This window comes from Vibrio kasasachensis (assembly GCF_050337565.1).
Lineage (GTDB): Bacteria > Pseudomonadota > Gammaproteobacteria > Enterobacterales > Vibrionaceae > Vibrio > Vibrio kasasachensis.
The window spans coordinates 70,044-91,363 of record NZ_JAKJTB010000013.1 but is presented as its reverse complement, the minus strand read 5'-3'; the positions used below and the strand labels follow the sequence as shown (position 1 = coordinate 91,363).

Annotated in this window: 16 protein-coding genes; 6 read left to right on the top strand and 10 right to left on the bottom strand. The window is 43.8% G+C overall.

Annotated features, from left to right (window positions below):
- Positions 1 to 588 precede the first annotated feature (588 nt).
- Positions 589 to 1,887 carry an L-cysteine desulfidase family protein gene (locus tag L4C38_RS11140; protein ID WP_428797633.1) on the bottom strand — a complete coding sequence of 433 codons (1,299 nt, stop codon included), beginning with the start codon at positions 1,885 to 1,887 and terminating at the stop codon, positions 589 to 591.
- A 306-nt stretch (positions 1,888 to 2,193) separates the two neighbouring features.
- Between L4C38_RS11140 and L4C38_RS11135 the strand changes: the two genes are divergently transcribed.
- The gene (locus L4C38_RS11135; RefSeq protein WP_428797632.1) at positions 2,194 to 2,667 is read left to right on the top strand and encodes an Lrp/AsnC family transcriptional regulator; all 474 of its coding nucleotides are present in this window, start codon (positions 2,194 to 2,196) and stop codon (positions 2,665 to 2,667) included.
- A gap of 65 nt (positions 2,668 to 2,732) precedes the next feature.
- Here L4C38_RS11135 and L4C38_RS11130 read toward each other — a convergent pair whose 3' ends face one another.
- Entirely contained in the window at positions 2,733 to 3,170 is a 438-nt protein-coding gene (locus tag L4C38_RS11130; protein ID WP_428797631.1) for an Lrp/AsnC family transcriptional regulator, read from the bottom strand.
- A gap of 168 nt (positions 3,171 to 3,338) precedes the next feature.
- Between L4C38_RS11130 and ocd the strand changes: the two genes are divergently transcribed.
- Positions 3,339 to 4,361, top strand: coding sequence for an ornithine cyclodeaminase (gene ocd, locus L4C38_RS11125; RefSeq protein ID WP_428797630.1), 1,023 nt, complete (start codon positions 3,339 to 3,341; stop codon positions 4,359 to 4,361).
- Between the two features lie 293 nt (positions 4,362 to 4,654).
- On the opposite strand, the gene L4C38_RS11120 is transcribed toward ocd, so the two are convergent.
- On the bottom strand, positions 4,655 to 5,290 hold the full coding sequence (locus tag L4C38_RS11120; RefSeq protein ID WP_428797629.1) for a hypothetical protein: 636 nt from the start codon (positions 5,288 to 5,290) through the stop codon (positions 4,655 to 4,657).
- Positions 5,291 to 6,047: 757 nt separating this feature from the next.
- On the opposite strand from L4C38_RS11120, the gene L4C38_RS11115 reads away from it, so the two are divergent.
- Both L4C38_RS11115 and L4C38_RS11110 read left to right on the top strand, forming a co-directional pair.
- Complete coding sequence (locus tag L4C38_RS11115) at positions 6,048 to 6,485, top strand: hypothetical protein (protein ID WP_428797628.1); 438 nt, start codon at positions 6,048 to 6,050, stop codon at positions 6,483 to 6,485.
- Positions 6,486 to 6,533: 48 nt separating this feature from the next.
- Positions 6,534 to 7,727, top strand: coding sequence for a tetratricopeptide repeat protein (locus tag L4C38_RS11110; RefSeq protein ID WP_428797627.1), 1,194 nt, complete (start codon positions 6,534 to 6,536; stop codon positions 7,725 to 7,727).
- Between the two features lie 84 nt (positions 7,728 to 7,811).
- Here the strand turns inward: L4C38_RS11110 and L4C38_RS11105 are convergent, their stop codons facing one another.
- The 7 genes from L4C38_RS11105 to L4C38_RS11075 all read right to left on the bottom strand — a co-directional run bounded on the left by L4C38_RS11105 (position 7,812) and on the right by L4C38_RS11075 (position 18,921).
- On the bottom strand, positions 7,812 to 8,711 hold the full coding sequence (locus tag L4C38_RS11105) for a helix-turn-helix transcriptional regulator (protein ID WP_428797626.1): 900 nt from the start codon (positions 8,709 to 8,711) through the stop codon (positions 7,812 to 7,814).
- Positions 8,712 to 8,785: 74 nt separating this feature from the next.
- The gene (locus L4C38_RS11100) at positions 8,786 to 11,896 is read right to left on the bottom strand and encodes an efflux RND transporter permease subunit (protein ID WP_428797625.1); all 3,111 of its coding nucleotides are present in this window, start codon (positions 11,894 to 11,896) and stop codon (positions 8,786 to 8,788) included.
- Positions 11,893 to 13,035 carry an efflux RND transporter periplasmic adaptor subunit gene (locus L4C38_RS11095; RefSeq protein WP_428797624.1) on the bottom strand — a complete coding sequence of 381 codons (1,143 nt, stop codon included), beginning with the start codon at positions 13,033 to 13,035 and terminating at the stop codon, positions 11,893 to 11,895. The genes L4C38_RS11100 and L4C38_RS11095 overlap by 4 nt, the downstream gene beginning before the upstream one ends.
- A complete protein-coding gene (locus L4C38_RS11090; protein WP_428797623.1) occupies positions 13,032 to 13,931 on the bottom strand; it encodes an ABC transporter six-transmembrane domain-containing protein in 900 nt (299 codons plus the stop codon). Before L4C38_RS11090 ends, L4C38_RS11095 begins: the two co-directional genes overlap by 4 nt.
- Before the next feature lie 299 nt (positions 13,932 to 14,230).
- Complete coding sequence (gcvP, locus tag L4C38_RS11085; RefSeq protein ID WP_428797622.1) at positions 14,231 to 17,101, bottom strand: aminomethyl-transferring glycine dehydrogenase; 2,871 nt, start codon at positions 17,099 to 17,101, stop codon at positions 14,231 to 14,233.
- 119 nt (positions 17,102 to 17,220) lie between these two features.
- The gene (gcvH, locus tag L4C38_RS11080; RefSeq protein WP_428797621.1) at positions 17,221 to 17,601 is read right to left on the bottom strand and encodes a glycine cleavage system protein GcvH; all 381 of its coding nucleotides are present in this window, start codon (positions 17,599 to 17,601) and stop codon (positions 17,221 to 17,223) included.
- A 24-nt stretch (positions 17,602 to 17,625) separates the two neighbouring features.
- A complete protein-coding gene (locus L4C38_RS11075; protein ID WP_428797620.1) occupies positions 17,626 to 18,921 on the bottom strand; it encodes a serine hydroxymethyltransferase in 1,296 nt (431 codons plus the stop codon).
- Positions 18,922 to 19,261: 340 nt separating this feature from the next.
- Between L4C38_RS11075 and L4C38_RS11070 the strand changes: the two genes are divergently transcribed.
- Positions 19,262 to 19,885 carry a helix-turn-helix domain-containing protein gene (locus tag L4C38_RS11070; RefSeq protein ID WP_428797619.1) on the top strand — a complete coding sequence of 208 codons (624 nt, stop codon included), beginning with the start codon at positions 19,262 to 19,264 and terminating at the stop codon, positions 19,883 to 19,885.
- A gap of 234 nt (positions 19,886 to 20,119) precedes the next feature.
- Positions 20,120 to 21,238, top strand: coding sequence for a glycine cleavage system aminomethyltransferase GcvT (gene gcvT / locus L4C38_RS11065; RefSeq protein ID WP_428797618.1), 1,119 nt, complete (start codon positions 20,120 to 20,122; stop codon positions 21,236 to 21,238).
- The last annotated feature ends 82 nt before the right edge of the window (positions 21,239 to 21,320 follow it).

Genomic DNA, 21,320 nt, shown 5'->3' with positions numbered 1-21,320 from the left:
TGCAGCGGTGTTGCTGTATTCGTGCGCACCAATCACATAGTTCACCTATGCTCAGGGGACTTTCTCACTTGCCGCCTACCTGCATCTTCAAGTCTCTTGGGTATAGATTGTCACCAGTTTGGTAGTGGATTAAAGGAGATAGAAAGGGATGAACTCATCAAGTTGTTGAAGTATACAAGATGGGATGCTAAGCGGGACAACCACACAGCACTGCAAACTTGATTAGAAGAGTGAGGAAATCATTTTGGGTTACATTGTCGAGCCGTATGGAGTTGAAGTACAGACCTTGCTGAGGTTTATATCATTGTGATGATCGTAGGTTACTTGGCTAGCAATGAGCGCTAGTCGTTTGGCAGGTATAAAGGCGTTGAGTAGTGGTGATCTGGCTGAGAGGATTAAGGTAGTAAGAAGAGAGCAGTGAGTGACAATTGCAGTTTAGTGTTGAACAAAAAGCCAAGCTATTTGAACTAAAAAGTCATAAAAGCTTGGCTTGGGATAGGCTAGCATAAGGCACTTGTCAACGAACGCATTTATTGATTAAAACATTTATCAACTAAGGCGCTTATAAACTAAGGCATAATAGTTTTGTTATTTGCTAACCATGATATCTAGGATCTGGATATCGGTCTGCGTCATAGAGCCGTTGGCTAACGCAGATAGATTGATGATCGTTTGATCAACACTATTAGCAACGATACCTTCATTACCAGTAACACGAATGCCATCAATCGCCATTAATGCCGATTTAACCGCTGAACCAGCAGAAGATGATACTTTCATCGCACAAGATGTTTTAGCACCATCACAGATAATGCCAGCGATGTCTCCGATCATGCTACAGATAGATGCGCTGATTTGTTCAAAGTCACCCCCAAGAAGATAAGTGATACCAGCGGCAGAGCCCATAGAAGCCGTCGTTGCGCCACATAGAGCAGACAGTTTGTTTTGGTGGCTCTTGATGTAGATAGCCATTAGGTGCGAAAGCATTAAAGCGCGAATGGTTTGTTCTTCGTTTGCTTTCAAGAACTCAGCAGTTGCTACGACTGGCATAGTCGCTGCAATACCTTGGTTACCAGAACCAGAGTTGCTCATCGCTGGTTTCATCGCACCATCCATACGAGCGTCTGAAGCTGCAGACGTACGTACCAATACTTCAGTTAACAAGCCACCAGACAGTAAGCCTCGCTCTTCGTTCTTACGGAAAGTCGCACCGATTTTCAGCCCGTAGTTGCCAGTTAGACCTTCTTCAGATAGCTCTGTGTTTAGTACCTTCGCTTGTTCAATAAAACGAATGTCTTCAAGATCGGCATTCATAGCAAAGTCGTAAACATCTTGTGCAGTCGCTTGCTCAAATGGATTACTACTTGTATCCGAATCTTGTTGAGCTTGTTGCTCAGCTTTGAAAACGGTAATGCCATCTTCTTCGATTGCCACAACATTAGTGTGACCATCAGCGATTGTCACTGAAACACTGCGTTGTTGGTAAAAAACAGTCACTTTCGCGTATAAGACGTTTGCAACATCAGCAACACCGACAGTTACTTGTTTGTTGTCTAGCATTTGTTTTGCTACAGCAACATCATCAGCGGTAACGTTTTTTAGAACTTCAAGGTTTGCAGTGTGGTCACCAGCTACAGCGCCAATCGTTGCTGCCATCGGCAGACCAATCATACCCGTGCCCGGTATTCCAACACCCATGCCATTTTTCATCAGGTTTGGTGAAACGCTGGCTTCGATGTTCACTGAACATGCGTCATTCTTTACGCCTAGCTTGTCGATAGCGATCGCTGTTGCTAATGCAACAGAAACAGGTTCAGTACAGCCAAGGGCAGGTACTACCTCGCGATTGATAACATCAATAAATAATGACCATAGGTGTTGTTTCATGGATAAGCTCGCTTCAAGTAATAGTTATAGCTTTGGGTCTATAGATAGGACCTCGATTATTTTTCTATTGTAAAACAATACTTGAAGAAATTTTTTATCAAATATTCTACTATTTACCCTATAAAGAGAAAAATTTTCTATTAATGATTTGGTAAAATAAGGATAATAAAATAACTATTACTACCAATGAACATGCTGTTACAGGATTAATATTAGTGATCTTTGTCACAAAGTTATTTCTTGTTTTATGCGTTTGAGTAGCAAATTTTCCTAAGCAGTACGCTTGATGAGTCGTGTGAGGATCCTGTGGGAGAGAGAGTAAAATTAGATAAAGTAGATCGCTTGCTGTTAGCTGCGCTACAAGAAGACGCTACGCTGCCTTTGAACGAGCTGGCTAAAACCGTCAATCTGACTACCACACCCTGTTGGAAGCGATTAAAGCGTTTGGAAGAAGAGGGTGTCATAACCAAACGAGTCGCGTTATTAGATCCGGCTAAAATTGGGGTAAACTTTACCGCTTTTGTACAAGTAAAAACCTGTGATCACTCTCATGCTTGGTATGAGAGATTTGTTCTTGCGGTGTTTGACATGCCGGAGGTGATGGACTTTTATCGCATGGCTGGTGAATATGATTATATGATGCGAGTACAAGTCGAAGACATGAATGCTTTTGACTGTTTCTACAAGCGACTGGTTAACCAAGTTGAAGGATTAACCAACGTGACCTCTACGTTTGCAATGGAGTCACTTAAATTCAGTACAGTACTGCCACTCAAATAGTGGTGTTGTGATTGCCGGGTGTGGCTAGGGTTCCTTACGTTACACTCGCGCATATCTGAGTAGTATTAAAAGATTTGATCTAATAACAGATTGGTTTCTGTTTGAATAATCCCTTTTATGGCGCGTATCCGTACTAGTAACCCCCCCAATAACGATAAATTTTCTGCGCGTACTTCTGCAATAAGATCCCAATGCCCATTGGTGTGGTATACCGAGATCACCTCGTGGAAAGACTGTAGCTCTTTTAGTACCTGAGCTTCATCTTTAGCCTCTGCCGATATACTCATCACTATTTTAACCGCATTAGATTCCACTTCTGCTTCGTGTTTGAGCTTAACCGTATAGCCTAGAATGATGCCTTCTTTCTCCAGCTTATTAATTCGATTCTGCACTGTAGCCCGTGAGACCTTTAATGTTTTTGCGAGATCGACGACTGACGTTCGGGCATTTTGTCTTAACAGGGCAAGAAGCTGTTTATCTATGTCGTCCATAGTGCTTTTCATAAATTTCCTTAAACCAACAACGAATTTACACATAATGCTAATAATACTTTGCATTATGTCGGTTTTGATAGAAGTTTTGTGCATTTATCTGTCTTTTTGTTGGCTCGATTGCGCTTTAGAATCTCAAGCTATAGAAAACAAAATAATTAGCAGAATAGAAGGTTTAAGATGACGTTATTTCTTGATGTAAACGCCCTGTCTTTGCTTGTGAAAACACGCGGCTGTGAGTCATTTATGCATGGCTTATTGGATTATATGGAAGAGGATTTCTCTCGTTGGGAGGAGTTTGATAAGTCAGCAAGAACAGCCGCTCATAGTGAAGTTGGTGTTATTGAACTGATGCCTATCGCTGACCACACTAACTACGGCTTCAAGTATGTGAATGGGCACCCATCAAACCCTTCACAAGGGCTTTCTACCGTGATGGCTTTTGGGGCGCTTGCTGATGTGGCGACAGGGTATCCACGTCTTTTGTGTGAACTCACATTTTCTACCGCTCTTCGCACCGCTGTAACCTCAGTAATGGCGGCTAAAGCATTAGCTAACCCTGAGTCTTCATCAATGGGGTTAATTGGCTGTGGCGCACAGAGTGAATTTCAGGCAATCGCTTTCCATAAAATCTTTGGTATAAAAGAGCTGCGTATTTTTGATATTGATTCTGCGGCAATGGATAAACTTGCCAATCACCTATTAGCGTATCCTGAGCTTAAAGTGATAGCGGCTTCTTCAGCCAAAGAGTGTGTAAAAGGGGTTGATATCATTACAACCGTGACAGCAGATAAAGCCTACGCAACGATTCTCACGCCAGATATGGTGGGGACGGGTATGCACATCAATGGTGTTGGTGGAGATTGCCCAGGTAAAACTGAGCTGCATATTGATGTACTGCGTGCGGGAAAAATCTTCGTTGAGCATGAGCCACAAACCAGAGTTGAAGGTGATATCCAGCAACTGCCAGCCGAACATAAGGTGAATGCTTTATGGGAAGTCGTCGCAGGGAAAGCGAAGGGGCGTGACAGCAAAGATCAGATCACTATATTTGATTCAGTTGGTTTTGCTTTGGAAGATCTAGCCGTTCTTCGTTATGTCTACGATCTGGCGACGGAACTCAATATAGGGGAAACCATCGAGTTAGTGCCTAGAATGGACAATCCGAAAGATTTGTTTGGGTTAATGAAGGCACTTAGCTGAATGACACTATAAACAGAAGGCGAATCACTTGGTTCGCCTTTATCGCTCAATTTGATTTCAACGTATTTTTCAGTGAGTAATTCGAGCCTGTTCGTGCTGCCAGCATGAAATTGTGTGCGTGGGCATATCACGACCGATCTAGCCGAAAGGCGAATAGAATAAGGAGAATGGTCGCCATTTATAGAGGGAACAACCAACACAGAGGTGAGCGGATGATGTAATACATTGATAAGGTGAGCATTATAACCCTATCACACTCAACTTGGCTTGAGAAAAGGCTCAAGGCGAAACACTTAATCCTTATTCGTTAGTTTCAGTTCTCGACAAAGTGCCAGAAAGAACCCCATTACAAACGAGAGTAAGCCACCAATAACCGCGAAAGTAGTTTCAACAATACTCCTTTTTAATTTCGACTTTGTATACGCAATTTTCTCTATTGTACTTTGCGATTCTTTGTAGAGTATTTCATCGTCTTTAGATGGATTAAAAATGATTGGACCATCAGCACTATCGTAACTTACCACGGCTCCGTATTGAGTATAAATTGCCCTAGCTACATATTCTTTACCCTCAAATTTATCTGAGTATAAAGCCGTTATTAGCTTCTTAGCATCACTCTCAGAATATGGGTCTAATTCCCATAACGTAACCCCCGCGTATCCCAAAAGACCTAAACCAGAAGAACTAACTCCAAGAAAAAAAGCAAAAACAATTAAGAATTTTGCTGGGACTATAAGCCGACTTAACATTGTACCTTTAAGTGAGGGCAGAAGGCAGATGCTTTTTGCAAACCCCAATCCTAACAACAACATAGATAGAATAATTGATGGTAATTGTACAAACCAAACCCCAAACACCTCAGGGTAGTATTGTTTTCCAGCCCATGGGATAACAAATAAGAAAAATGACACATAGAAAATTATTTGCACGATATCTCCGTTGAAAACTAACGCTGATCTAAACTACACGAATTTGGCATGCACTTTTACGAAGAAAAAATGCCAAGAGTGGAGTGTCGGATTGAACGTTTTGATCAAATAAAAAAAGTTGTGCTAACTATAGAATACTCCTAACAAACTACAACGAGCCAGTAAACGCATTATAGAGCGATATCAAAGCCCTTTGACGCCGATAGATGAAAACCTCTCTTTTTCGGCTTCTTTTCAGAAAGGCTCAGAGTCGATCCGTAATCCATCCATATCGAAAATTGCGGCTGATTAATTCAACGGCAATGGCAACTAGCCCAGGACAAAGTCGGGCTAATGAAAATATTGAAAAAACCGAGGCGTATTTGCTGGTTTATTTTTATGAAAAAATATCACTGAGCCACCTTGCCAAGCACTTATTTCTTAGTGAAAGTAGCGTGCGCAGATTGTTTTCAAAAATTGCAAGGACACACGCGACAAAATATTTTAAATATCGTGACTGATTATTTCTTCTATGGTGTGTTTTTCATACTGTATAAGGTTCTAAATTCTTTGATATCAGATAAAGACACTGCGCTTTTGTAGCATCATAGGTACATTTTACATTGAAATCATGCTCTTAATGAGCTGAGTCAGATTTGTTTTCAATGAATTTGACTTTGCCAAGTGGTAGATAAAATATGGACTTCAGTGAGAATAAGTATTGTTGATATTATTTCGATGCTTTCTGTATAGACATCTTAGTTTCTTTGGCGAAGGTATGAAATGGATTTTAGTTAACTCATGTTTGGTTTTTTATCTTGTTGTATTCTCATTAGTAAGTATTTACTACTATGAGTATTTCTACTTCCCGGTGTTTACATCTAGAGAGTGTATCCTTTATTTTTTGTCTATTACATTTCTGATTTTGGGGTTGTTAGGTGTTCAGCATAAACTTAGTGAGCCTAAGGAGAAATGGAACAAGGCTGGTTGGACTAATGGTTTTTTGACCAAGCCGGCTATGCTTCAAATCTTATTTGTCGTTGGTTGGTCAGCACTGTTAATCGGTGGGTTGAATTCTACATTTTTATGGTACGTATATAGCGATACTCAGTCTCTTAATAGTTTGGTTGTTCCGATCGTTGGAGCTTCAATATCATTTTCTGTCGATGTGGCTCCTAGGCTTTACAAGAGTAGGTTTAGCGTCAGAAAAAATTGATAGTAATAAGAATTGCCACCGGCATCGAGAATGGAGTTTGAAAAATTAATGACACTAAAAATAATACTGATTGCCTTATCAAGTGTTTTATTTAGCTTAAGTTCATACGCCAGCGTAGAGATTGGGCACTTTCGAACTCTGCTAAAACATCAAGAATTCTCCGAACTCGAGAAGCAACAAAAACAGATTAATGATGCTTATGTTCGAGGAGACATTAGTTGGACCGAGTATTATCAAGCATTTGATTACACTTTCTTTGATAGAGATTTTGACCAAGATTGGCTGGTTAGCTCAATTAACCGTTTGGAGCAGTCTCATTCAGATTCGCCTTATCGACTGCTTAATCTTGGTATTTATTATACCTCTAAAGGTTTTAATATTCGTGGTTCAGGGTGGATAAGCACCGTCAGTAATTATCAGCAAAAGAAGATGTATGAAAGTTTTTCTATTGCGAACGAGTACCTGACTCAGGCGCTAGAGCAAGATCCAACGCTTATTTCAGCGTACCAAAATTTGGTGAGAATGGCCAAGACTAGCTCGGATGTTGGCGTTGAAAAGTATATAGCTTCTGTTTTTGAGCAGGGGTTAAGTGTAAAACCTGACAATTATGCGCTTGCGGTCAATGTTCTGTATTCGCAGTTGCCAATATGGGGGGGAAGCTATGAAAAAATGGAACAAACCATATCAGAGTTAAAACCTCATTTTGATAATAACCCAGGCGATTATGAAAAATTAGTCGGTATTGGCTTGCATCACAGAATTAAAAAACATATTAAGAAAAAGAGATTCAAATTAGCATTGAGAGAGCTTGAACCTTATAAATCGGTACACTCAAGCTTGATTCAAAGAGACCTCGCTCGAATCTATCGCGATATGGGGCAGTGGGAAAAGTGCTACAGGCACGCAACGTTAGCTGTCACAGAAGATCCCCATTCATATGCCCAAGGAATGCTTGGTTATTGTTCTCAGAAATTAGAAAAATGGCAGGAGTCAAAGCAAGCGTTCACTAATCATGCTCGTTATTCTGGTGTTGGAGCATGGAATCTTTATTATCTGGGCAAAGCTTATCTGTATACTGGCGGTTATGATATGGCCTACCCGTTATTTAAAGAGTCGATCATTCAAAAGGCTGATTATAGGAAATACTCTTTACCACACATTAACTATATTCAAGAGCATCATCCAAAGCAGACTGGGAAGACATTGCAGTCAGTCTATCAGCAACTCAGAATTGGTGATTGATTAGGCCTGAGCTACGACTGCAAGGACATATATGTCCTTTTAATCTTTCGATGACTTTTCTGTTCCTCGACTAATGAAATCAAATCACACGATAATGGGGATCTGAAAAGCGAATGTAGCGCCACGAGCTAGATTGAGCTCGATATCTCGAACCATCTCGATTAAATAGCCATTATCATCAATTTGATATCCCTGTTTTTCCGCTTGCAGAAATAGGCTGTCTATCGCTGTAATAAAGGCCATATCTGTCACTAGATATACTTCGCAGCAAAGGTAGTATCCTTCAGGAATAAAGAAGTCATATTGATCATCCGATACTTGCCATTCACCGATAGTATATGAGATATCGTTCCATGAACGGTCTAATTCTGATATAGGGGTCGCGCTCAATAGTTGTTTGCTTCTCTTACCATGAGTCTCGAAAATCACGTCCCAATCAAAATCGGGGATTGGGGTTATTTTCATTCCCCGTGCTGGATACCAAACCAGCTCAGTAGGCATAGATTGAGCCAGCTCTTTTTCTATTGAGCCATTCTCTCCAGGGTGGGAAAGTTTTTCTAACAGATGAGATGTTATGCAAGGAGTACCTGTCGTAAAAAATTCACGCAGACTTTTAGCCGTCATACCAAGCTCTCGCTTTAATACTTTTGCCATCGCCTGAGATGAGGAGTAGCCGCACTGATGAGCGATATCGGTCACTTTGGTTTCTTTATTAATGTGAAGTAAAAAAACGGCATACTGCAAACGAACTCGACTTAAATACTGTCCGGGCGTCTCACCAAACAATTGGCTAAATTGGCGATGAAAGTGATAAGGCGAAATAGCACTTTTCTCCGCAATTTGTTCCCACGACAAGCTCTCAGTCAATGAGTCATGCATCATGTACAACGCCGTCTCAAACCGCTTTCTATGGTGGGGTGGCAATGGTTCGAGCAAGGCTACTTCGGGAACCAGTGCGTATGGGTTTTCTGCGGAGTCCGTCATTATAGAGGTCAGTATATGTTGATAACTTCTACTATGGCGACTAGTTCTGCCAAATGCAACTTGCCAACTGTTTATCATGCAACAACTTCTGATTTTGCGGCATTAAATGTTTCTTTCCGGTGGCTATCTTGCTTGATAGAGTGCTTATTACTGATCCCTAAAAGCACTGGGATCAGTATCAGGGTAATCGTTGTGGCAAATAGCTCACCAAATACCAGAGAAACCACTGCTGGCTTCAAATACTGAGCTTGTTCCGCGCTTTCACTCAGAAGGGGAAGAAGCCCGCAGACCGTGGTGACCGTTGTCAGAAAAATCGCTCTCATACGGCTTGTGCCCGCCAGCACTAAAGCCTGATCTAAAGGCATCCCCTTGCGATAATGAGTATTAAAGCGGGTGATCAGAACCAGAGAGTCGTTGACCACAATACCTGTCATCGCCATCATGCCAAACATCGACAAAATACTAATGGGTAAATCCATCAGGTAGTGTCCAAAGATAGCGCCTGCAAAACCGTATGGAATAACGGCCATAATAATGAGTGGTTGCCAGTAGGATTTAAGTGGAACAGCTAACAGAATGTAGACCAGAAGAACGGTAAGAATCATTGCTGATTTAAACCCTTGCTGTACTTCCCCCATTTCTTCGAACTCTCCACCTGCGTTAATGCTCACGTTAGGATAGCGTTTTTGTAGAGTGTCGATGGATACGCGTAACTGTTCCATCGTTGTTTCTGGAGATTGAACCGAACGATTTTGATTCCAGCGTACATTGATCACCTGCTCCCTGTTGCGGCGATACAAAATCTCAGGCTCTCGAGCGGTTTTTAGTGTTGCAACTTCACCGAGAGGAATCACTTGCCCATTTGGCAGCATGATTGGTGTATGAAGCAGTTGTGATTGAGTCATTCTCTCACTGACCGGATAACGAATAATGACTTTCGTTTCCTGCCCCTGCTCAAGCAGACGGTGAATTTCTCTTTGACCAAAAGCATCTCCCGCCAATTGTGCGATCTTGTCTTGTGTTAGTCCCAACTGACGACCAAAAACATTAAGAGTGATATGAATTTGCTCCTGCCCTCCTTTTCCATCGTCATATACATCAGTGACTCCCGGCAATTGCTTTAAATCTTCAGCCAGCTCTTTAGCAGCCTGTTTGGCAAGATCCCGGTTAGATGCCGAGACAGAAATAAAGGTGCCCCCGGCAGGCGCGTCAGCAGCGGTAAATTGAACCGAATAGGCTCCTTCAAATGAACCAGCGAGTTTTCGCCATTCCTTGGTCAATTGGTTGCCAGGCAGAGTCGAAAGCGCCTCATTGCTGAGCTCGGCAGTCACCTCGATAACGCCATATCCATCTGACCAAGCTAACAGGTTGAGCAATGGTTTATCGCTAAGCTGATAATCCTGCTGTAAAGAGTGGTTCAATTGCAGAGCTGTTACCTCAAGCCTATTCAAAGCCTTAGTCTGCAGTGGAAGGGGCGCACCATCTTCTAGTGTTATTTTTGCTGCCACGTAGCGTCCCGGTATTTCAGGGAATATGGCGCTGCGGATGCTTCCGCTTGACCACATTCCATAAGCTAAAATAATAAAAGCACTAAACCCAAGCAGTGCGGCAATCTTATTACGCAAAGAGTATTTAAGTAATGGACGGTAAAGCTTTTGATTAATCGTCTCTAATCCGCCTTGTGCTGTCGATTGAATACGAGCAACGATTCCGGTTTTACTGTGGTTGGTTTTCATCTCGGCAAGGTGAGATGGCAGAATAAATTTACTTTCGATTAGCGAGAAAAATAAAGCAAAGATTACGACGGCTGAAAAGCCAGCAAGTATCTTGGCGAAATCATTGTTTATCCAAAGCATTGGAGAAAAAGCCGCTATGGTGGTCAGAACACCAAATACAGTCGCGACAGATACTGAGTGAACACCTTTCCATGCAGCCTCTTTACTATCTGTTGTTTTGTCTCTCTCTGAGTGAATCGCCTCACCGACAACGACTGCATCATCAACCAGAATTCCGAGCACCAGAATAAAACCAAACAGGGTAATATCGTTGATGCTGTAGTTCATAATGTTCATTGCGCTGAGAGTACCGCACAGTGCGATTGGAATACCTGCCGCTACCCAGAAAGCTAGCTTAAGCTCAAGGAACAACCCGAGCAAAATAACGACGATAAGCAACCCTTGCCACGCATTTTCACCTAGGCGGAAAAGCTGGTCCTCGATATAGGGCGCCATATCGGCCATAGTGGAAAGAGAAACATCATCAGGTAAGTGCATGCGCTCTTTTTCTAGCGTCTCTTTTATCGCCTGACTAATATGAATAAGGTTGTCGGTTTGTCTGGTGCTAACCAAGAGTGCAATTGCGTTTTCACCATTGTTACGAACAATCGCACCACTATCCTGATAGTCTCTGCTCAGTTTGGCTAACTCGCCAAGCCGAACTGTTCCTGCTGGAGTTGAAAGGATTTCCAGCGCATTGAGCTTTTGCAAGTCATCTGCATACCCATCGCCACGCACGACCATGCGCCCTTTAATACTTTTCAGCTCTCCGGTTCTTGCTTCCAACGATGATTGTTCAATTTCTTGTGCAAGTTCTTCTAGATTCAGACCGACATTGCGAAGACTATTAATATTAGGCTCTATCAACACTAGAGGCTTACGGCTACCCCAGTTGGTTACATTGGATATCTTAGGGTGTTTCTTTAGAGCTAATTCGACTTGTCTTGCTATTGGCTGCAACTGATTGTCTATTCTTGGGGCAGAAACAATCACAAACGCAGCCAGATTGGTAAACTCATCACGGGTAACCTGTGGACGTTCGACCTGCGCCGGGAAACCACTAATGGCATTGACCTGATTCCTTACATCATCAAGCAATTTATCCAGCTTTGCGTCTGTCGTCTTTCGTACTCGCACTGTTGCTAACCCAGCTACAGACTGGCTGGTGATTTGCTTGATTCCCGCGATACCACTAATAGACTCTTCTATCCGTTGAGTAATGCTTTCATCAATTTGCTGTGCACTTCCTCCAGGATAAGCGACTTTAATGACTAAACTAGATGGTGCTATCTGAGGGAAGGACTCAACACGCAACTGATCAAAAGCCAACACACCACTGACAATGATGGCGAACATTAATAAATTGGCACCGACGGGATTGTTGATAAACCACTTGGTTAGCCAGCTCATTGAGTATTCTCCATATTCGCATCATTAGCAGTTGCGAGATTAGGCGCTATATGAGTTCCTGAAATCATAGAGAGCAATGGGTAAGTCACGACTCGTCTTTGCTGATCTGGGATGTTATTAAAAACCACAAAAGCAGAAAGAGGCATTTCTTTTAATACGCTGATACTTTCTAAACGCAGCTTATCGTCATTATCAACCGTCCATACCTGACCATCTCTGGTGAGGGCGCTCAAGGGTATTTGCATTACTGAGCTGCGCTGAGTTAGCGTTACTTCAACGGTCAACTGCTGATTTGGAAGTAATTTTGGCAATGCTTGGTAAGGTGCTTCAACCTTCAGTACAATCTGTCGTTGGCGGCTGGTACTATCAACTTGCGGAGCTACATAGCGTACAGATGCGGTACGTTTCTGTTCTTGTCTGTCGATGACCTGAATTTGAGGCTGCTCCAGTATCTCAGTAATGGCGTTCCATTGTTGCTCCGGAACAGGGACATAAACATCCAAACTCGAACTTGAAGCCAGCTTAATCAGGAGCTCTCCTGCTTCAACCTGTTGCCCCGGGCTAACGATACGTTTCAGAATTACTGCATCAAATGGGGCGACAATAGTGGCGTCTTTAAGGTGTTGCTGTGCGCTGATATAGGCTGTTTTTGCTTGGTGCAATTCAGCTTTTGCCGTCGCTATTTGTGGCTCTCTTCGCGCGTAGGCAGAGCTATTTTTTTTCGACAGCATCTTCAGTGCGACTGTGCGTTCATGTTGTTCACGCTGAAGGTTGAGTTCTGCCTGCTCCATTACGCTATACGCCTGAGCCAACTGCGATTTAAGATGTGTAGTATCAATTTTCGCAAGAATAGCCCCCCGTTTGACCAACATACCCGGCTCCAATTTTTCATTTAACCAGTGTAATTTAGCGCTGCTGGTTGCCTTGATTTCAACAGGCCATCGGGCGTAAGTGGTGCCTAATAATTTTATAACGGGTCGATACAACTGTGGCTTAACTAAGGTGACGGTTACAGGCTGCTTTAACTCGGGATGGGGTTTTGATTTAGCGGGTTCAGGCTGGAGAATAATCACGAGCGCACCTGCGCATACCATTAGTCCAAGGCTAAACACTATGGGTAGAATTTTATTCATTTTCATGCGTTGTTCTCCGGATTAGGCTTTACTGGAACGATTTGATTGTTTAGGCGCTGACTGATTTCAGTAAGACGAGATAGAGTCTGTAGCGTAATAGGCAATAGGATGGCTGTTTCTATAAACTCCAGTGAATAAGTCACGATAGAAAAAATCTGCCCTGCCGTAGGATCAGGGACGAATCCTGAAAGCCAGAGATTCACAACAACGAATCCAAACAAAACCAGAAAAATCAGCCCATACACTATGGCCTCAGCATCAGAAATCAATATTTCACGACGCTTAATGCGCGCCAGGTGACGCCGAATCCCATTAAATGGTACCTGTGAGATAATCGATACCTGCTGCTCCATGCGACTATTTAAAAGGCCATTAAGGTGAACAAAGTAACCATGAAACTGAGTATAGATAAGCAGGATTGTGATACCGGCAATGATAGCGCTGATGCCTAGATGTATATGGAAAGCGCTAAGGATAATGACAGAGGCGACTAGTTGAATAATCGCCGTCATTAAAGGTGGAACATCATTTTCAAGAAAGTCGACCAACTCGCGCGACATATCAAGCCGAGCATTTCGTACTGACACATTATCAGCAAATGTGCTGTGATAACGCATCTGATTGTCTACTGCTTCACCTACCTCAACACGGATATCACCATATACTCGAGTGTCATAAAAGCGACGGACGACAGATACCAAGATAAGCAGGGTGAACAAAATAGCCAGCCAATAGAGAGCGGTGAACTCACCAGTTAGAAGATCATCAATAGCGAAGCCAATGAATAAAGGAAGCAGTACCATAAATACATTTTCTACTACGACCAGAAGCCAGGTAATACCTACCTTGTTTTTGTATTGTTTCAGGATTGACCTGACAGTAAATTCAGAATTTGAAAACAAAATAATAGCTCCGCTTTATTTGTGCGGAGTTATTATTTCTCAATTGAATATATAAAAAGTGTCTCAGTTTGCGGTTCTACGGAGCTCTTCAGCCGCAAGCCGTGAAGACAAGTACGGTGATTTTGCTGCCACCGTTCGCCAAAGAACAATTAGGTTAAAGCGCATTTTTGAGTTAGTTGGTAGGCATGACGATAGTTACACAACTCTCTTGCTACGAATGAAAAAAGGCGAACCAAACGGTTCGCCTTTTGTTATTCAAGTTGGTTCCCAACTTGGTTATCTGTGATCAATAACTTTTCTTAATCCTGATAGTTATCAATACTTGGGCAAGAACAGATCAGGTTACGGTCACCGTAGACATTATCTACTCGGTTTACTGTTGGCCAGTATTTCCAAATCTTTGTTGATGGTGATGGGAAGCAACCAACCTCACGAGAGTATGGGCGGTCCCACTCGTCACCTGCTAGGTCAACTTGAGTGTGAGGCGCTTTTACTAGCGGGTTATTGTCTAATGGCCATTCGCCATTTTTCACTTTTTCCATCTCATGGCGAATCGCGATCATCGCTTCACAGAAACGATTCAACTCTTCCAAATCTTCTGATTCAGTTGGTTCAACCATTAAAGTGCCAGCAACAGGGAACGACATGGTTGGCGCATGGAAACCGTAGTCCATTAGGCGCTTAGCAATATCTTCTTCGCTAATGCCAATCTCTTCTTTCAGTGGACGAATATCAATAATGCACTCATGCGCAATTCTGCCATTGGTGCCACGGTAAAGAACAGGGTAGTGCGGGCGTAAGCGCTCCATCACATAGTTAGCGTTTAGTATCGCTACTTTGGTGGCTTCCGTTATGCCTACTTCACCCATCATGGCGATGTATGCCCATGAGATCGGTAGAATTGACGCGCTACCCATATCCGCCGCTGATACGGCAAAATCTTCGCCCTCAACACCGCTTTCGATATGACCGGGTAGGAATGGCGCAAGGTGTGATTTCACACCAATTGGTCCCATACCTGGGCCACCACCGCCATGGGGAATACAGAAGGTTTTGTGTAAATTTAAGTGAGAAACGTCTGAGCCAATTAACCCCGGCGTTGTCAAACCTACTTGGGCGTTCATGTTGGCACCATCAAGGTAAACTTGGCCGCCAGCCTCGTGTACCATCTCACACACTTGCATGACTTGTTCTTCGTACACACCGTGTGTTGAAGGGTAAGTGATCATGATGCTTGAAAGGTTATCGCGGTGTTTTTCAATCTTATCCGCGAGGTCAACAAGATCGATGTTGCCTTCGTTGTCACACTTCACTACCACAACTTTCATTGAAACCATTGAGGCTGTCGCTGGGTTAGTGCCGTGTGCTGAGCTTGGAATTAAACAGACGTTACGATGGGCGTCGCCACGGCTTTCGTGGTAGCGCTGAATCGCGATAAGACCTGCGTACTCGCCTGATGCTCCCGAGTTAGGCTGTAGCGAGAATTCATCATAACCGGTGATCTCGCAAAGTTTTTGCTTGAGATCATTTGCTAACGCAGTATAACCGGCAGCTTGTTCAACGGGTACGAACGGGTGCAATGAGCCAAACTCTGGCCAAGTTACGGGGATCATCTCTGCGGCAGCGTTAAGCTTCATGGTACAACTGCCCAGAGGGATCATGCCATGAGTGAGCGAGAAATCTTTGTTTTCTAGTTGTTTTAGGTAACGCATCATCTGAGTTTCGCTGTGATGCGTATTAAATACGGGGTGAGTTAAGAACTCAGTGCTACGACGGCAAGATTCAGGAATAGCAGCAAACTCATTTTTCTCGATATCCGCAGATAGGCTTGCTACGTTTTCTTGTACATCAAAAATCGCAAACAGCGCGCCAATATCAGCAGTCGTCGTCGTTTCATCTAAGCTAACACCAAGTTGTTGGCTTGCTTTAAATAGACGGAGGTTGATGCCTGCGGCTTGTGCTTTTTGATAGAGCGCGTCAGTCGCGGCACCACTGTTAATTGTGATGGTGTCAAAGAAGCTATTGTTCGCTAACTCAAAGCCTGATTTGGTTACACCTGCGGCTAAAATTGCCGTCATATGATGGGTGCGGCGCGCAATGGTGCGTAAGCCTTCAGCGCCATGGAATACAGCGTAGAATGCGGCCATGTTGGCAAGCAATGCCTGCGCGGTACAAATGTTCGATGTCGCTTTCTCGCGGCGAATGTGTTGCTCGCGGGTTTGCATTGCCATGCGCAGCGCTTGGTTGCCATTGGTATCAATTGAAACACCAATTACACGCCCGGGCATAGTGCGCTTATGTTTATCTTTGGTTGCCATAAATGCAGCGTGCGGACCACCGTAGCCCATCGGTACACCAAAACGTTGTGCAGAGCCAATGACGACGTCTGCGCCCATTTCACCGGCTGGCTTAATCAGCGTGCTGGCGAGTAGGTCGGTAGCCACAGCCACAAGGGTTTTATTCGCTTGTGCTTTTGCAATTAAATCGCTGATGTCGTGCACTTCACCTGTTGTGGTTGGGTATTGCACCAGTGCGCCAAATACATCGTGATTTGGTAGTGAATCGGCTTCATCGACAACAACCTCAAAGCCAATAAACTTGGCGCGTGTTTTCACCACTTCAATGGTTTGAGGGTGAACGTCAGATGCAACAAAGAAGGTGTTGCTTTTACTCTTACCAGCCCGCTTACATAGCGTCATCGCTTCGGCTGCTGCGGTCGCTTCATCAAGTAGAGATGCGTTGGCGATTTCCATTCCGGTTAAGTCCATCACCATCTGTTGGAAGTTCAACAGTGCTTCTAGACGACCTTGAGAAATTTCCGGTTGGTATGGTGTGTAAGCCGTATACCAGCCAGGGTTTTCCATCACGTTGCGCAGAATGACATTTGGCGTGAAGGTGTTGTAGTACCCTTGCCCAATAAACGTGCGCTTAATTTGGTTTTGCTGCGCGAACTGCTTCATTGAAGTTAGCATATCCGCTTCGCTTTGCGCTTCGGCAAGTGTTAGTGGTTGCTCGAGGCGAATTTGCGCCGGAACGGTTTGGGTAATTAAGTCATCCAAACTATTGGCATGGATAGCAGCGAGCATTGATTGCTGATCTGCTTTATTTGGTCCGTTGTGGCGAGCAACAAACTCATGTTGAGTGCTGAGGCTTTGAAGTAGTGTTGTCATTTGCTTTACCTTCTAAAAAGGTTGGTATCTGTCTTTGGCTGGTGGATAGCATCAAGTACAGAGTTGAACCTTCAAAAAAAGCCACCCATCTTCATAGGCAGCTTCTGCAGTTTCCTTGATTACTCTTCTTCAATAGAGTTTAAGTATTCTTCGGCGTCTTTTAGATTCTCTAACTCGGTTGGGTCTGAGAGTTTCACTTTGGCGATCCAACCACCTTCATAGGGTTCTTCGTTGATCAGTTCTGGACTGTCTTCCAACTCTTCATTCACTTCTACGATTTCACCTGATACGGGTGCGTAGATATCAGATGCCGCTTTCACTGACTCAACCAGTGAAAAGCTATCACCCGCTTCAAGAGAGTTCTCGACTTCTGGTAGGTCAACGAAAACCACGTCGCCTAACATTTGCTGTGCATGTTCAGAAATACCGATAGTGACAGTGCCGTCACCGTTGTCACGGACCCATTCGTGGCTATCAGTAAACTTAAGGGTTTTGTCCATTGCTAAATCTCCAAATTTAATTTGTTATTGGTAAATAGGGTAGTGAGCGCAGAGTTCTTTTACTTGCTTGCGGACACGCTGTTCCACCTCTGCATTGCCTTCAGGGTTCTCAACTAACCCGTCTAGCACATCACCGATCCAATTACCGATCAGTCTAAATTCTTCTACGCCAAAGCCTCGGCTTGTTCCGGCTGGGGTACCTAAACGAATCCCCGATGTAATCATAGGCTTCTCTGTATCAAATGGGATGCCATTTTTATTACATGTGATACCTGCACGCTCTAAGGCTTGCTCTGCTTGGTTGCCTTTCAAGCCTTTAGGGCGAAGATCAACCAGCATTAAATGTGTATCGGTACCGCCAGTTACAATGTCGCAACCGCGAGTTTGCAATACTTCAGCGAGAACTTTTGCGTTATCGATCACCGATTCAATATAAGTCTTAAACTCAGGCCCCAATGCTTCACCAAACGCGACAGCTTTGGAAGCAATCACATGCATGAGTGGGCCGCCTTGCAAACCGGGGAATACCGCTGAGTTAATTTTTTTGATGATCGCTTCGTCGTTGGTGAGGATCATTCCGCCGCGGGGACCGCGAAGGGTTTTGTGTGTGGTTGTCGTCACGACATGTGCATGAGGCAGCGGGCTAGGGTGCGCGCCTGTGGCGATTAATCCTGCGATATGCGCCATATCAACCATTAAGATGGCATCCACTTCATCTGCAATACTGCGGAACTTAGCAAAATCGATGGTGCGTGGGATGGCACTACCACCAGCGATAATCATTTTAGGTTTATGTTCGATGGCGAGTTCACGTACTGCGTCATAGTCAATTTCGAGTGAATTGCGATCAACGCCATATTGCACTGCATTGAACCATTTTCCCGATAGTGCGGGTTTAGCACCATGAGTGAGGTGTCCACCCGCATCAAGCGACATGCCAAGTATGGTATCGCCCGGATGCAAAAGCGCTAGTTTTACAGCGCCGTTGGCTTGCGCGCCCGAATGAGGCTGAACGTTAACAAATCCACAGTCAAACAGCTTCTTTGCACGCTCAATGGCGATTGCTTCTACTGTATCAACATGTTCGCAGCCACCATAGTAACGGCGTCCCGGATAGCCTTCTGCGTATTTGTTGGTCAAGCAGGTTCCCTGTGCCTGCATGACCGCTTTTGAAACAATATTCTCTGAAGCGATCAATTCAATCTGTTCATTTTGGCGAGCATACTCCGCTTGTATTCCAGCAAATACGGCGTCGTCTGTTGCGGAAAGCTGAGTGGAGAAGAAGTTCTCTAGATGATGATTTTGATAACGGTTGTTCATATTCAGTGACCTTCCTTAATGGTCGGCAAGGTTTTCCTTGCTTCTGTAAATGACTTTACAACTGCAACTAGGCAGTGCGCCCAATTTCATTCCAAAGTGGTATCCATATCAACTGGTCGGTTATGTGACTCTTGAATCAATGGCACAGCATCTCGCTAGCTAACAAGTTGGTAACATAGCGGCTGGCGTAAAAACAATCAACCAAAAATTTCCTATAGGAAACTTAGTTTCAATTTTTGTTAACAGCAACACGAATTGGCTAACTTTTATCCTTTTTTATTCTTGAGTCTTGTTGCACAATTGAATGCCATACAGGAAGTGATAACCACATGGTGGATGCATGTCAGAAGAGATTTATGATGAATACCCATCTTTGACTTTGGCGAGAGAGAGCCAAGATCAATCCATCGCACCGCTTAAGTTAGGCGAGCGCATAAAAGCTATTCGTGGTCGATTAGGAATTACTCTTGAAGAGGCAAGTCAACGCACAGGGCTGGCTCGTTCTACGCTGAGTAAAATAGAAAATGAACAAATCTCACCAACCTTTCAGGCGATGCAGAAACTAGCCAATGGTTTACAAATTGACATGCCTCAACTCTTTGAACCGCCTAAGAAAAAAGTCGCAACAGGGCGGTGGGATATGACTTTAGCAGGGCAAGGAAAACCACACCCAACGCAAACTTATGAGCATGAACTGCTTGCTACTCAAATGCTAAACAAGAAGATGATGCCGTTTAAAAGCAGAGTGAGAGCGCGCAGTTTTGCTGAATATAGTGATTGGGTTAGGCACGATGGCGAAGAATTTTTATTGATTATATCAGGAGCGGTGACGTTTTTTTCTGAATTCTATGAGCCGGTTGAAATGAATGAAGGTGATAGCGTCTATTATGATGCCAATATGGGGCACATGCTAACGTCAGTCAGTGAAGAAGATGCCCTGATTCTGTGGGTAACGGCTAAGTAAGCGCTCTGTTTCCGATTGGAAAAGACCATCTACTCATTATATTGTAAGAGCTAGCTTAGGTTAGCTCTCGCTCTTATTCCCTTTATCTGGCATTCGTTGATGTTCTTAAAATGTTAAATGTCACAAATTCAGTGCCTGCTGAAACTTTAACCGTGCAAACTTCGCGCTATCGTGTTTATTATCGGAAACACGTTTTCTAGAGCAGAACACAAAACGGATATTTGGAGACATCACATGAATGAAGCGCTACTGAGTACACCACTTCATGCCTTGCACATTGAAGCTGGCGCAAAAATGGTGCCATTTGCGGGCTATGATATGCCAGTGCAATACAAGCTAGGCGTAAAGAAAGAGCATTTGCATACACGCGAACAAGCGGGTTTGTTTGATGTTTCTCATATGGGGCAACTGCGCTTAACAGGAAAGGATGCCGCTCAGTTCTTGGAAACCTTGGTGCCGGTCGATATTGTTGATTTGCCAAAAGGTAACCAGCGCTACGCATTCTTTACCAACCCTGAAGGTGGGATTATGGATGATTTGATGGTTGCCAATTTGGGTGATCATCTATTTGTAGTCGTTAATGCTGCCTGTAAAAAACAAGACATTGATCACTTAACAGCACACTTACCTCAAGGTGTTGAAATAGAGGTTATTGATGATCGGGCACTACTCGCTTTACAGGGTCCGAAAGCTGTAGCGGTCCTATCACGTCTTCAACCAAAGGTTGCAGACATGGTTTTCATGGATGTAGCTAAGCTTGAGTTGCTCGGCGTAGAATGTGTTGTGTCACGTAGTGGCTACACTGGTGAAGATGGCTATGAAATCTCGGTACCTAATGAGAAAGCAGGCGAGCTTGCCGCACATTTAATTGCCGAAGAAGAAGTTGAATGGATTGGCTTAGGCGCGCGCGATTCCCTTCGTCTTGAGTGTGGATTGTGTCTATATGGTCATGATCTAGATGAGACGACAACACCGGTTGAAGCGAGTCTTCTCTGGGGAATTCAGAAAATACGCCGCAGAGGTGGTGAACGCGAAGGCGGCTTCCCTGGCGCTGATATTATTCTTGAACAAATTGAAACCAAGCAAGTTACACGTAAACGTGTTGGTTTAGTGGGTGAAACTAAAGCCCCCGTGCGTGAAGGCTGTGAATTGTATGATGCCGACGGCAACCATATCGGAGTTGTAACCAGTGGCACGGCAGGACCTAATGCGGGTAAGCCTGTATCAATGGGCTATATTGTCACTGAGCTTTCAGCGATAGGTTCGCAGGTGTTTGCCGAGGTTCGCGGTAAAAAGCTGGCGATGACAGTTGAAAAAATGCCGTTTGTACCACAAAGGTACCATCGTGGTTAGCGTCATCAGGCATTAGAACCAATCGACGTTTGTAATCCTAAGTTAGCCCTTCGTTAAATACTAAGATAGTAGCTATACGAAG